Source organism: Nonomuraea ferruginea, assembly GCF_039540635.1.
Lineage (GTDB): Bacteria > Actinomycetota > Actinomycetes > Streptosporangiales > Streptosporangiaceae > Nonomuraea > Nonomuraea ferruginea.
Window position 1 is genome coordinate 243382 of record NZ_BAABFD010000004.1, and the last position, 12563, is coordinate 255944.

Here is a 12563-nt window from a genome sequence, read left to right on the forward strand (position 1 = left end):
CGGCGGACCGCGCCGGGCGGGGCGGCGTCATCAGCTCGTAAGGTTCTCGGCGGCACCGCGTGCCTAGCCTGGTGGGCGTGAACAGAGCTGGCATGGCGGCCGTCATCACCGCCGCGACACTGACCCTGGCCGCCTGCGGTGCGGCCGCCCCTTCCGATCCGATGGGGACCACGTCCGCCGCGCCCTCCGATGAGATGAAGAGCACCGATCAGATGGAGAGCACCGATCAGATGGAGAGCGCGGATCCGATGGAGAGCGCCGATCCGATGAAGAGTGCGGATCCGATGGAGAGCGGGTCCACGCCCGCGGCGCTGCGGTTCAGCGCGAAGACCCTCGACGGGAAGGAGTTCGAGGGCGGCAGCCTGGCCGGCAAGCCCGTGGTGTTCTGGTTCTGGGCGCCGTGGTGCACCAAGTGCCGGTCGGACGCGCCCGCGGTCAAGGCCGCCGCGGCCGCGCACCCTGACGTGGCGTTCGTCGGCGTGGCGGGGCTCGACACGGAGGCCGCGATGAGGGAGTTCGTCGAGAGCACCGGCACCGGAGGGCTGGTCCACCTGTCGGACGAGAAGGGCGCGGTGTGGACCAAACTGGGCGTCGCCCAGCAGTCCGTGTTCGTCTTCATGGAGCCCGGCGGCGGCACCACGAAGGTCAACGGCCCGCTGGGCCGCGACGGCCTCGACGCCGAAGTGGCCAAGATCAAGGCCGCCTGAGCCATGACGGATCTGCCGATCGCGCTCGCCCTGACGGCGGGCACGGTGGCCGCGTTCAATCCGTGCGGGTTCGCGATGTTGCCCGCGTACCTGTCGATGCTGGTCGCGGGCGAGCCGCCACGCGGCGCGGGCGGCGTCTGGCGGCGCGGCCCGGTGGTGCGCGCGGTGATGCTGTCGGCGGCGATGACCGCCGGGTTCGTGACCGTGTTCGGACTGTTCGGGCTGGTGGTGACGCCGCTGGCGGCGGTGGCCGGGACGGTCCTGCCGTGGGTGACGATCGTGATCGGGGTCGTCCTGGTGGGGCTGGGCGGCTGGCTGCTGGCCGGCCGGTCGCTGTTCGTCCGCGTCCCCGGGCTCGCCGCCAGGCCCGCCATGTCGGCGCGCTCGCTCTACGGCTACGGGATCGCGTACGCGGTGGCCTCGCTGTCGTGCACGGTGGGGCCGTTCCTGGCGGTGACGTCGGCCTCGCTGACGAGCGGCGGGGTGGCCGGAGGGCTGGCGGTCTTCGCCGCGTACGCGCTCGGCATGGGACTGGTCGTCGCCCTGCTGTCCCTGGCCGTGGCGCTGACCAGGGAGGCCGTCCTGTTCCGGGTGCGCCGGACGCTGCCGCACGTGTACCGGCTGAGCGGGGTGCTGCTCGTCCTGGCCGGCCTGTACGTGACCTACTACGGCTGGTACGAGCTGCGGGTCTTCGGCGGCGGCGACCCGGACGACCCGGTCGTCGGCGGGGTGACGGCGGTGCAGGGGACGATCTCGGGCTGGTTGGAGACCGTCGGCGCGGTGCCGGTCGCGGGGGCCGCCGCGGCGCTGGTCGCCATCCTCCTGATCAGGTCGAGGCGGGCCCGCCGTCCGGGGTGAGCCCCGGTCAGGTGGGTGGGGCGGACGTCGAGTGAGCCCCGGTCAGGTCAGGTCGAGGCCGCCGTCCACGGTGAGCACCTGGCCGGTGAGCCAGGTCGAGGCGGGGTCGGCGAGCCGGACGATCCAGGTGGCGACCTCCTCGGGGGTGCCGCGCCGGCCGAGTGGGACGCGGCGGGCCTCGTCCTGCTTGATGCGCTCCACCTCCGGCTCCGGCAGCCCCGCGCGGGCCAGTGCCCGGCTCTCCGTGGGGCCCGGAGCCAGCGCGTTGACCCGCACCCCGGCCCCGGCCAGCTCCAGCGCCCAGCTCCGGGTGAGCTGCTCCAGCGCGGCCTTGGAGGCGGCGTAGTGCGAGCCGCCCGGCAGCGGCCGGTGCCCGTAGGTGCTGGAGACGTTGACGATGGAGCCGCGGGAGCGCAGCAGGTGGGGCAGCGCGGCCTTGGCCAGCAGGCTGGGCGCGATCACGTTCAGCTCGAACAGGGCACGCGCCCGGTCCGCGTCGAGCCGCTCCAGCGGCATGACGGCGGTGGCTCCGGCGTTGTTGACGAGCACGTCCAGGCTGCCCCACCGGTCGGCCGCCGCCTGGACGACCGCCTCCGGCGTGCCCGGCGTGGCGAGGTCGGCGGCGAACGGGACGATGTCCCGATGCCGCCGGGCGGTGCGGTCGAGCTCGTCCTGATCGCGGCCGACGCCGAGCACCCGCGCGCCGGCGCGGGCGAACGCCACGGCCGTCGCACGCCCGATGCCGGAGCTGGCCCCGGTCACGATCACGGACTTGCCGTCCAGGTCCATGACCCTCCCTTGTTCGATGTTCGTAGAATGTCGAACAAGCTACCATGGGGGCGTGAAGCGAGCCGCGCACCCCGCCGCCGACGAGCTGAGGCTCGTCGCCGCGATGGCCGCGCTCAGCGACCCCATCCGGATCGGCCTGGTGCGGGTGCTGTCCGACGGCCGCGAGCGCGGCTGGGGCGAGCTGCGCGCGCCGGTGGCCAAGTCCACGCTGAGCCACCACCTCAAGGTCCTCCGCGACGCCGGCATCACCCGTACCCGCCAGGAGGGCACCCGCTGCTACGTCACGCTGCGCCGCACCGACCTGGACCGGCGCTTCCCCGGGCTGCTCGACGCGGTGCTGGCGGCGGCGGAGGGCGAGGACGTGGGCGACCAGGTGGGGCTCGCCGGCCACCGATAATGGGGTGGTGGAGCGACTCGACGGCCCCGGCTGCGTGACGATCTCCGGCGAGATCGCCGGCCTCTACCGGCAGTGCTTCTCCGTGCCGCCCTGGTACGAGACCGAGGAGGACTTCGCCGCCTTCCCCGGCAAGCTGGCGCGCGACGCCGAACGGCCCGGGTTCGCCGCGTGGATCGAGCGCGACGGCCACGAGCTCGTGGGCGTGTGCTTCGGGTGGCCGACGCCTGACGACCTGTCCGGCAACGCGATCTACGAGGAGCTCCAGCGCAGTTGCGGCCCGGAGGTCGTGGCCGGGTTGACCAGGGGCGCGTTCGAGGTCGTGGAGCTGTTCGTGGGCCCCGGCGCCCAGGGCCGGGGGATCGGGCGGCGGCTGCTGGACGCGGCGGTGGCCGGGTGGCCGCGGGCCTGGCTGCTCACCTCGCCGCGGGCTCCCGCGGCCCGCTTCTACCGGGCGCTGGGCTGGCGGCGGGTCGGCGCGCTGCCCGAGCGGGCCCTGGAGGTGCTCGTGCTGCGGACGGGTAGGGACGTGGCGTGAGAGTGGTCGTGCTGTCCGACACGCACGCGCCGCGCCGCTGGAAGTCGTGCCCGCCGAGGGTGGCCGAGCTGCTGGTGGGCGCCGACGTGATCCTGCACGCCGGTGACGTGTGCGTGCCCCCCGTGCTCGCCGAGCTGGCCGCGTACGCGCCCGTGCACGTGGTGAAGGGCAACAACGACGGGCCCGACCTGGACGCGCCCGAGACGCTGGAGCTCGACCTGGGCGGGCTGCGGGTCGGCATGATCCACGACAGCGGCCCGGCGCGGGGACGGACGGCCCGGATGCGGCGGCGGTTCCCGGAGGCGGACCTGGTGGTGTTCGGGCACTCGCACATCCCGCTCGACGAGTCCGGTGACGGGCCGCGCATCTTCAACCCCGGATCGCCGACCGACCGGCGCCGCCAGCCGCACGGCACCGTGGGGGTGCTGCGCGTCGAGGGCGGCGCGCTGGTCGAGGCCGAGATCGTCCCGGTCACCTGAGCACGGGTTTGTCTGTCACGCCCGAGCGGTATGTCGATTACAGAAAGTGACAGATCGACTGCAAGGCGGCTCGATATGGACAGAGCGCGACAGATCGCGCAGGCCGTGCTGTACGAGTGCCACCCGTACCATCGGCTGCTGGACGACCGGTACCTGCGCGGACTCCACCCCGAGCCCTACGCCAGCGGGCGGGCCGGTCTCTCCTGGATGATGCAGACCCAGTGCCTGGTCGAGGCCGCCCCCGCCGACACCGTGGACGTGCACGTACGGTTCCTGCAACTGGTCAGCCGCGAGGTGGCGCGGGCGCGCGGCGGCGAGCTGGAACCGGCGGCCGAGTTGACCGTCGACGGCGCCCGCTACGTCTCGGGGCTGGAGGCGCGCGAGCGCGAGGCGGCCGTGTCGGGGCTGACGCTCGCGGACCTGGCGGCGGCGGCGTACACGATGCGCGTGGACGTGCCGGGCGACCAGGAGGCGGTCTGGCTGATCGACGCCCGCGGCCGGGCCGGGGCGGTGCTGCGCTGCTGGGAGACCCTGCACGGCCAGGCCGTGGTGCGCGCGGAGCCGCTGCGCGACCGGCTGTTCAGGCTGACGGTCAAGGTGGCCAACACCACCGACTGGCGGGGCGAGGATCGGGCGGAGGTGCTCAGGCACACGTTCGTGTCGGCGCAGAGCGTGGTGCGCACCCACGGCGGGCGGTTCGTCTCTCTCCTGAACCCGCCGGCCGAGCTGCGCCCGCTGGCCGAGGGCTGCCGCAACATCGGCACCTGGCCGGTGCTGGTGGGGGAGGTCGGCGAGCGGCACACGATGCTGTCGGCCCCGATCATCCTGCGCGACCATCCCCGGCTCAGCTACGCGACGTAGCCGGTCAACCCGGCGCGCGTTCGGCGGCGATCACCAGCACGACGCCCAGGGCGGCCAGGGCGAGGTTGGCGAACAGCTCGTAGCCGGTCAGCACGTCGATACGGGGAATGATCACCCGGTTGAAGAAGTTGAGGAAGAAGCCGAAGAACGGCTGGACGGCCACGTGGTCGATGGCCCCGCTGATGCCCTGGAGCGCCAGGACGAAGCCGACGATCTGGATGGCTTTGCGCATGGCCCGACGCTAGTGCCCGGCCGCGGCCCGGCGGATCGGCCTTAGGGATGCTCAGGACCGACCGAAGTATGTGTCACGCCTCGATCTCGTCCCGCTTGGGGTAGGTGTGCGGGTAGTGCAGGTCGAACGCGGGCCGTTCGGAGCGGATCGGCGGCATGAAGGAGAAGTTGTGCCGCGGCGGCGGGCAGCTCGTGGCCCATTCCAGCGAGCCGCCGAACCCCCAGGGGTCGTCCAGCGTCACCCAGCGCGGCTTGCGCTGGGTGATCCACACGTTGTAGAGGAACGGCAGCGTCGACAGCCCGAGGATCGCCGCGCCGACGGACGAGATCTGGTTGAGCAGGGTGAACCCGTCGCCGGGCGCGTAGTCGGCGTAGCGGCGCGGGAACCCGGCCCAGCCCAGCCAGTGCTGCACCAGGAACGTGGTGTGGAAGCCGATGAACAGCAGCCAGAAGTGGATCTGGCCGAGCCGGTCGTCCAGCATCCGCCCGGTCATCTTGGGCCACCAGAAGTAGAACCCGGCGAACATCGCGAACACCACGGTGCCGAACACCACGTAGTGGAAGTGGGCCACCACGAAGTAGGAGTCGGTGACCTGGAAGTCCAAGGGAGGCGAGCCCAGGATGACGCCGGTGAGCCCGCCGAGCAGGAAGGTGATGAGGAACCCGACGGCGAACATCATCGGGGTCTCGAAGCTCAGATGTCCCCGCCACATCGTGCCGATCCAGTTGAAGAACTTCACCCCGGTCGGCACCGCGATCAGGAAGGTCATGAACGAGAAGAACGGCAGCAGCACCTGCCCGGTGGGGAACATGTGGTGCGCCCAGACGGTCATCGACAGCCCGGCGATGGCGATGGTCGCGCCGACCAGCCCGATGTAGCCGAAGATCGGCTTGCGGCTGAAGACCGGGATGACCTCGGTGATGATGCCGAAGAACGGCAGCGCGATGATGTAGACCTCGGGGTGCCCGAAGAACCAGAACAGGTGCTGGTAGAGGATCGGCCCGCCGGCCGCGGGGTCGTAGACGTGCACGCCGAACTTGCGTTCGGCCTCCAGGGCCAGCAGCGCGGCGGCCAGCACCGGGAACGCCATGAGCACCATCATGCTGGTCAGCAGCACGTTCCAGGTGAAGATCGGCATCCGGAACATGGTCATGCCCGGCGCGCGCATGCAGATGATCGTGGTGATGAAGTTGACCGAGCCGAGGATGGTGCCGAGCCCGGCCAGCACCAGCCCCATGATCCACAGGTCGCCGCTGATCCCGGGCGAGTACGTGGCCGACGACAGCGGGGTGTAGGCGAACCAGCCGAAGCTGGCGGCCCCGCCGGGGGTGAGGAAGGTGGACGCGGTGATGAGCCCGCCGAACAGGAACAGCCAGTAGCTGGCCATGTTGAGCCGGGGGAAGGCCACGTCCGGCGACCCGATCTGCAACGGCATGATGACGTTGGCGAACCCGGCGAACAGCGGGGTGGCGAACAGCAGCAGCATGATCACGCCGTGCATGGTGAACAGCTGGTTGTACTGCTCCGCGTTCACCAGTTGCAGCTCGGGCCCCGCCAGCTCGGCCCTGATGATCATGGCCAGGACGCCCGCGAACAGGAAGAACATGAAAGACGTGATCAGGTACAGGTAGCCGATCACCTTGTGGTCCGTGGACGTGAGCCACTTGGTGATGACCGCGCCCGTGCGACGGCCGTGGACCGGGGCCGGCGGCGAAGTCGTCGGCTCCTCGTCTCTCGGCTTCTGGATCGTCACCCTGGTTCCCCCTCGGCAGGCGCTCCGTAAAGAACCAACTACCCTCCGTGTCGCCACGGTAGGCCCAAGAAAGTGATGGCTTGCGGCATAGCGGGCCCGGGTTCGCGGCGTCTCAGTGGTGACAGTCAATCCCTGGAGGTGACGTGGACGCCGAAGACGAGCGCGGCTTCCGCGAGTTCGTCTCCGCGCGGTCCCCCGCGCTGATGCGGCTCGGCTTCCTGCTCACCGGTGGCGACCAGCACGCGGCCGAGGACCTGGTGCAGGCGGCGCTGGCGAAGCTGGCGAGCAGATGGCGGCGGGTGGACGCACCGGAGGCGTACACGAAGCAGATCATGTACCGCCAGCAGATCAGCTGGTGGCGGGCGACGGGCCGGCGGGTCGAGGTGGTCCGCGGCGCGGTGCCCGACCTGCCCGGGCGCGACCGTACCCATCAGAGCGAGCTCCGCGTGGTGCTGCGCGCCGCGCTGGCCAAGCTCACCGCCAGGCAGCGCACGGTCCTGGTGCTGCGCTATTTCGAGGACCTGCCGGATCACGAGGTGGCCCGCCGGCTCGGCTGCTCGGTCGGCACGGTACGCAGCACCGCGCACCGGTCGCTGGCCCGGCTGCGTGAGGTCGCACCCGAACTCGCCGAGGAACTGGAGGCCGCGAAATGACCAGGCTGCTCCGCGAGACGATGGAGGAGTGGGCCGGGCAGGCCGAGGTGCCGCACGACCTGGCCGATCGGGCGCTGCGGAGGAGGCGGCGCGGCCTGCTGCCCGCCGGCGCCGCGCTGCTGGCCGCGGCGGTCATCGCCGCCGTCGCCGTGTTCGTGACCGTCCAGCCGCCAGGCCCCGTGCTGCCGGCCGTGACGGTCACGCTTCCGCCCCGGCCCTCGCCGGCGCCCACGGACGTGCGGGCGGACCCGGACCACGGGCGGCCCACGAAGCTCGTGGCCGCCGGAAATCTGGCGGTCGGCGCGTACTACACCTTGCGCAGGGAGAAGGGGGAGAACGGGCTGGACCACGTCCGGCGCACCTGGCACCTGTACGACCCGCGTACCGACAGCTACGAGGAGACCCCCTGGGCCTGGGTGGACGTCGCCCCCGGCATGCGGGTCGCCGCCGTGGTCCAGGGCGACCTGCTGGGCGACCGGATCGGCGTCATCGACCTGGACACCCGGCAGTTCCTCTCCTGGATCCAGCTCGGTCGCCGGGCCGGGCACGTCGCCTGGTCGCCCGACGGCACGAAACTGCTGGCCACCACCTATTCCTCCTACCCCGACGAGCTGCCCACCGACGGGGTCGCATGGCGGCGGAAGGACAGCCCGCGCACCGGCTACTACCTGATCGACGTGCCGACGGGCCGGGCCGAACACCACGCGCTGCCGCCGCTGCCCGGCACGGACGGTCCGCCGAGCAACTCCAACGGCAGGCAGGACCTCGGCTGGAGCCTCGACGGCTCGCTGATCTGGGGGCCCACCATGATCTCCTCCCCGGAGCGGGTCTACTACGGCCTCGACGGCCGGCCCGCGGAGCCGCCGCCCGGTGAGGCGTTCAACCGCCACGGTGAGTCGAAGATCTCGCCCGACGGCCGGCTCGAACTCGGCCCGGACGGGCTGCCCACGGCGATCATCGAACGGCGCACCGGGAAGGTCGCCGGCAGCCAGAACGTGCTCCAGCTCATCGGCTGGGCCGACGACGAGCACGTCATCGCGCTCGGCTGCGCCGGAGGGTGCGAGAACGAGTTCCGCAACGGCCTGGTGCTCGTCAGCGTCGACGGCCGCACCACGGTCCCGCTCACCGGCGTTCAGGAGAGCCAGGAGGACGGCAGCTGGAGGTGGGTGCTCACACCCCGGTGACTGATCGCCCCGATTCTGGGCACTTTACGGTCCTTTCAACTTCCGAGGAGGATCCCGTGAACACTGCGCAGAGCGCGGGGCGGTCAGCGGAGGCCGCTGCCCGGCGAGCGGCTGACCACCCGGCCCTGGACCGGCTGGCCCGGGTCGGGCTGGCCTGTCGCGGCGTGCTGTACGCGTTGATCGGTGTGCTGGCGGTCCAGATCGCCCTGGGCAGCGGCGAGGAGCAGGCCGACAAGGGCGGTGCCATCACCACGGTCGCGGAGCTGCCGTTCGGGGCGGTGATCCTGTGGGTGATGGTCGTCGGCTTCGTGGCGCTGGCCCTGTGGCAGGCGTCCGAGGCGCTGTTCAGCCACCAGGAGAAGCTCGACAGGGCCGAGTCGGCCGGCAGGACCGTGGTCTACGGACTGATCGTGTTCACCCTGCTCAGCGTGCTGCTGGCCGGGCGCGCCGCGTCGGAGGACGAGAAGTCGCAGGACGTGACCGGCATGCTGCTCGACCTCCCGGCCGGCGAGTGGATCGTGGGCGCCGTCGGCCTCGGCGTCATCGCGCTCGGCGTCTACTGGGTGCGGCAGGGCGTCACCAAGAAGTTCCGCGAGGAACTGGACCTCGGGCGGATGTCGCCCCGGGCCCGCTCGGTGATGGAGAAGCTGGGCATGGCCGGCTACGTGGCCCGCGGCGTCATCGCCGGGCTCGCCGGGTTCCTCGTCATCCAGGCGGCGATCACCCATGACCCGGACAAGGCCGGAGGCATCGACCAGGCGCTGCGCTCCTTCGCCGACACTCCCGTCGGGCCGTGGCTGCTGATCGCGGTCGCGCTCGGGCTGGTGCTGTTCGCCGGTTACTGCTTCGGCGAGTCCCGCTGGCGCCGCACCTGAAGGAGCGCAAGCGCACGGCGGTGTCGAGAAGTCGAAGGAGAGGCCGGACATGTACTTGTCGGTTCACTTGAAGCCGATAGCGGACACCACGATGGTCGTCGCCCTCGCGGGTGAGCTGGACGCGATGACCGTCCCGATCCTCTCCGAGACGCTCGAACCGCTGGTCGCGTCCCCGGCCATGTGCGTCGTCGTGGCGGCCGGTGATCTCTGGTTCTGCGACCTGAGAGGGGTGAGCCGGCTCGTGGCCGCCCGCCGGGGCCTGCGGGTCAAGGGCGGCGACCTGTTCCTCGCGGAGGCGAGCCCGGCGCTCCGCCGGCTCATCTCGCTCATGGAGAAGGGCCGGAGGTCGCCGCTGCCGGTGTTCGACACCCTGCCCCAGGCGCTGGCCGCCTGTGGCGTGTGCGCGGAGCCGGCGCCCCCGGGACCTCGTCACCTGCCGCTGCTGCGCGGGCTCCCGGCGCGGCCTGTCACGGGCCGGCGGCGCGGCACGATGCCGCCCTCGGCACCCGGCCGATCACCCTCCGCCCGGAGCCGCTGCGCGAGCGGGCCGGGCCCCTGAGAGGCCATGGAGTCGCGCGTACGGATGGCCGGGCAGGCGACCGCTTCGCACGCATAAGCCCGCGCCTGCGGGACAGGGGGAGAAGGTGTGGACAGTAGGACGAGACACGATCGTGGTGGCGGCCTCCGCCGGAGGAGTGGAGGCGCTGCGGACGCTGGTCGGATCGCTGCCCGCTGATCTCCCCGCCACGGTGCTCGTGGTGCTCCACCTGCCGCCCCAGGGCGGCGGCGTGCTGGCCGGGATCCTCGACAGGGCGGGCCCGCTCAAGGCGGTCCCGGCCGAGGACATGCAGGAGTTGCGCCGGGGGCGGGTCTATGTGGCCAGGCCCGATCACCACCTGCTCGTCCACGAGGGCAAGGTCCGGCTGTCACGCGGCCCCCGGCACAACGGTCACCGCCCCGCGGCCGATCCGCTCTTCATGAGCGCGGCGCTCGACGCGGGGGAGCGGGTGGCCGCCGTCGTGCTGAGCGGCATGCTCGACGACGGCGTGCGAGGGTGCGTCGCGGTGGACCGCAGAGGAGGCGCGGTGGCGGTGCAGGACCCGGGCGAAGCGGCCTTCCCCGGCATGCCGGAGGCGGCCGTCGCCGCGGTCCCGAACGCGCCGTCGCTTCCCGTACGGGAGCTCGCCGACTGGCTGGTGCGGCAGAGCAGAACGCCTGTCATCACGGAGGCCAGGATGGACGACACGGAGATGATGCGGGAGGTCGGGCGGTTCCTGAGCGAGGAGCCCGCCCTGGCAGAGCCCGGTGGCACCCTCTCCGGACTCGGCTGCCCGGAATGCGGCGGTCCGATGTACGAGCAGAGGGACGAGGGCCTCGCGCGCCTCGTCTGCCGGGTGGGACACGCCTGGTCCGACGAGAGCCTGGTCGGGGCCCAGTCGGACGCGGTGGAGAGAGCCCTGTGGATTGCCATCCAGCGGTTGGACGAGCGGGTGCGGATCCTCGGCCGGATGGCGCGGTCGGCGGAGGAGCACGGCGGGAAGCACTCCCACGGCTTCATCCGGAAAGAGGCGGCGCGGACGCGTGAGGCCGTGGAGACCATCCGCATGGTGCAGGCCCGCATCAGCGGAGGCGACGACAGCCTGCTCCTGTCCTGAAGGAGGGCCTGACGGGGAGCACCGGCGCGGCGCTTCCCGTCAGGCGCGGGTGAGATCTAGATGCGGGAGATGCGCACGGCGTCGGCGATCACGTAGCCGGTGCCGCCGGTCCACCGGCTGACGCCCACGACGTTCTGCGTGCCGGCGTTGAGCTGGAAGGTGCCGATGCTCCGCCAGGCTCCGCCGCCGGAGCGCTGGTCGACGTAGACGGTCTGGTTGCCGCCTGCCGCCGCCACGATGTACGGGGCCGAGCTGTTGTATCCGGGATCACTGGGATACCAGACCTCGATCCGGTACGTGCCGGCGCTGGGGATGGCCGCCGAGTACCAGGCCGGGTCGCTGGCGGCCACCGGGTCGGCGAACCGGTAGTCGGCGCCGTGCCGCTGGCTGGAGTACGCCGAGGTGCCCCAGTTGGTGCTGGCGGTGAACTGGGAGCTGGCGTTGTCGACCGTGGTGGTCCAGGTCGGCGGGTTGGTGGTGCCTCCGTTCACGTAGTTCATGTACGTGGTCCAGTTCCAGTGCGGACCCGGGTCGGTGTGGGTCGCGCCGGGCACCTCGTTGTGGCCGATGATGCCGGTGCGGTTCTTCGGCACGCCGTACTTGTCGGCCAGGTGGCGGGTCAGCGCGGCCGAGGAGCGGTACATCGCGTCGGTGAACCAGGACGCGTCGTTGACCCAGCCCTCGTGCTCGATGCCGATGGAACGGTTGTTGTAGGTGGAGTTCCCGGCGTGCCAGCCGACGTCCTTGTCACGCACCATCTGGGTGATGGCGCCGTTGGACGACTTGACCACGTAGTGCGCCGAGACCTGGGCGGCCGGGTTCTGGAACCAGGAGATCGTGCCCGCGTAGGAGCCCTGGGTGACGTGGATGACGATGCGGTCGATGTTGTAGCTGGTCTCGCGGTTGGACACCCGGTAGTTGCTGGAGGAGGCGGCGACCCAGGCGGCCGGCGGGTAGTCGGGGCTGGCCACCGCGGCCTGCGCGTTGAGGTCGCGGGCCTTGGCCAGGTCGCCGCGGTCGGCGGTGACCTCCTGCGGCTCGACGGTCACGCCGCGGGCCTGGAGGCCGAGGCCGAGCATCTCGTAGACGGCGTCGGCGTACAGGCGGGCCGTCTCGGGCGAGGAGGCGTGGCCGTACTCGGCGACCGCCTTGTACCAGCGGCCGGCGTCCTTCCTGGCGGCCTCGTCGAGGCCGAGCTTGTCGGCGTACGAGCGCAGCACGGCGGCGGCGCCGAGGATGTTGGCGGCGTCGTCCTTCTTCAGCGTGGCGGCCGGCTGCCCGGTGAGCGCGGCGGCTTCGGAGAGGGTCTTGTTGGTGGGGTTGTCGACGAGGTGCATGAGCCCGTAGCCGCCGCTGGCGCTGGGCTCGCCTGCGTGGCCGTCGAGGTGGGTCTCCGCGTAGCCGAGGGCGACGAGCAGGTCGCGGGGGACGTCGTGGGCGGCGGCGGCCTTGGCGAAGGCGTCCGACAGCGGGGTGCCGCGCTCCGCGAGGGCCGGCTGGACGGCGAGGACCAGGAGGGTGGAGAGGGCGGCGGCGACGAGGGCTACTAATCGGGTGCGTACCAGTGTCATGAGAACTCCACTCT

15 protein-coding genes are annotated in these 12563 nt (G+C 71.8%); 11 read left to right on the top strand and 4 right to left on the bottom strand.

The window, feature by feature from the left end; genetic code table 11:
- Positions 1 to 77: 77 nt before the first annotated feature.
- Both ABD999_RS09965 and ABD999_RS09970 read left to right on the top strand, forming a co-directional pair.
- The gene (locus ABD999_RS09965) at positions 78 to 707 is read left to right on the top strand and encodes a redoxin domain-containing protein (RefSeq protein ID WP_271278478.1); all 630 of its coding nucleotides are present in this window, start codon (positions 78 to 80) and stop codon (positions 705 to 707) included.
- Between the two features lie 3 nt (positions 708 to 710).
- Positions 711 to 1565 (top strand): cytochrome c biogenesis CcdA family protein, encoded by an 855-nt coding sequence (locus ABD999_RS09970; RefSeq protein WP_271278477.1) that lies wholly within the window; start codon positions 711 to 713, stop codon positions 1563 to 1565.
- A 42-nt stretch (positions 1566 to 1607) separates the two neighbouring features.
- Here ABD999_RS09970 and ABD999_RS09975 read toward each other — a convergent pair whose 3' ends face one another.
- Entirely contained in the window at positions 1608 to 2354 is a 747-nt protein-coding gene (locus ABD999_RS09975) for an SDR family NAD(P)-dependent oxidoreductase (protein ID WP_271278476.1), read from the bottom strand.
- Positions 2355 to 2406: 52 nt separating this feature from the next.
- Here ABD999_RS09975 and ABD999_RS09980 point away from each other — a divergent pair, with 52 nt between their 5' ends.
- The 4 genes from ABD999_RS09980 (at position 2407) to ABD999_RS09995 (ending at position 4626) form a co-directional block, all read left to right on the top strand.
- The gene (locus ABD999_RS09980; protein WP_271278475.1) at positions 2407 to 2751 is read left to right on the top strand and encodes an ArsR/SmtB family transcription factor; all 345 of its coding nucleotides are present in this window, start codon (positions 2407 to 2409) and stop codon (positions 2749 to 2751) included.
- A gap of 7 nt (positions 2752 to 2758) precedes the next feature.
- Complete coding sequence (locus tag ABD999_RS09985; protein WP_187281511.1) at positions 2759 to 3286, top strand: GNAT family N-acetyltransferase; 528 nt, start codon at positions 2759 to 2761, stop codon at positions 3284 to 3286.
- Positions 3283 to 3765 (top strand): metallophosphoesterase family protein, encoded by a 483-nt coding sequence (locus ABD999_RS09990; RefSeq protein ID WP_271278474.1) that lies wholly within the window; start codon positions 3283 to 3285, stop codon positions 3763 to 3765. Before ABD999_RS09985 ends, ABD999_RS09990 begins: the two co-directional genes overlap by 4 nt.
- A gap of 75 nt (positions 3766 to 3840) precedes the next feature.
- The gene (locus tag ABD999_RS09995) at positions 3841 to 4626 is read left to right on the top strand and encodes a hypothetical protein (RefSeq protein ID WP_271278473.1); all 786 of its coding nucleotides are present in this window, start codon (positions 3841 to 3843) and stop codon (positions 4624 to 4626) included.
- A 4-nt stretch (positions 4627 to 4630) separates the two neighbouring features.
- On the opposite strand, the gene ABD999_RS10000 is transcribed toward ABD999_RS09995, so the two are convergent.
- The gene (locus ABD999_RS10000) at positions 4631 to 4858 is read right to left on the bottom strand and encodes a hypothetical protein (RefSeq protein WP_271278472.1); all 228 of its coding nucleotides are present in this window, start codon (positions 4856 to 4858) and stop codon (positions 4631 to 4633) included.
- Positions 4859 to 4931: 73 nt separating this feature from the next.
- A complete protein-coding gene (gene ctaD / locus ABD999_RS10005) occupies positions 4932 to 6611 on the bottom strand; it encodes an aa3-type cytochrome oxidase subunit I (protein WP_378525216.1) in 1680 nt (559 codons plus the stop codon).
- A 143-nt stretch (positions 6612 to 6754) separates the two neighbouring features.
- On the opposite strand from ctaD, the gene ABD999_RS10010 reads away from it, so the two are divergent.
- The 5 genes from ABD999_RS10010 (at position 6755) to ABD999_RS10030 (ending at position 10978) form a co-directional block, all read left to right on the top strand.
- Positions 6755 to 7264 carry a SigE family RNA polymerase sigma factor gene (locus tag ABD999_RS10010; RefSeq protein WP_271278471.1) on the top strand — a complete coding sequence of 170 codons (510 nt, stop codon included), beginning with the start codon at positions 6755 to 6757 and terminating at the stop codon, positions 7262 to 7264.
- Positions 7261 to 8448, top strand: a complete 1188-nt coding sequence (locus ABD999_RS10015; RefSeq protein ID WP_271278470.1) for a YncE family protein — start codon at positions 7261 to 7263, stop codon at positions 8446 to 8448. The genes ABD999_RS10010 and ABD999_RS10015 overlap by 4 nt, the downstream gene beginning before the upstream one ends.
- Positions 8449 to 8504: 56 nt before the next feature.
- The gene (locus tag ABD999_RS10020) at positions 8505 to 9323 is read left to right on the top strand and encodes a DUF1206 domain-containing protein (RefSeq protein WP_271278469.1); all 819 of its coding nucleotides are present in this window, start codon (positions 8505 to 8507) and stop codon (positions 9321 to 9323) included.
- Between the two features lie 49 nt (positions 9324 to 9372).
- Positions 9373 to 9882 carry an STAS domain-containing protein gene (locus ABD999_RS10025; RefSeq protein WP_148035533.1) on the top strand — a complete coding sequence of 170 codons (510 nt, stop codon included), beginning with the start codon at positions 9373 to 9375 and terminating at the stop codon, positions 9880 to 9882.
- Between the two features lie 85 nt (positions 9883 to 9967).
- Complete coding sequence (locus ABD999_RS10030) at positions 9968 to 10978, top strand: chemotaxis protein CheB (protein WP_271278468.1); 1011 nt, start codon at positions 9968 to 9970, stop codon at positions 10976 to 10978.
- 56 nt (positions 10979 to 11034) lie between these two features.
- Here ABD999_RS10030 and ABD999_RS10035 read toward each other — a convergent pair whose 3' ends face one another.
- Positions 11035 to 12549: a golvesin C-terminal-like domain-containing protein gene (locus ABD999_RS10035; RefSeq protein WP_271278467.1), complete on the bottom strand. Its 1515-nt coding sequence runs from the start codon at positions 12547 to 12549 to the stop codon at positions 11035 to 11037.
- Positions 12550 to 12563: the final 14 nt, after the last annotated feature.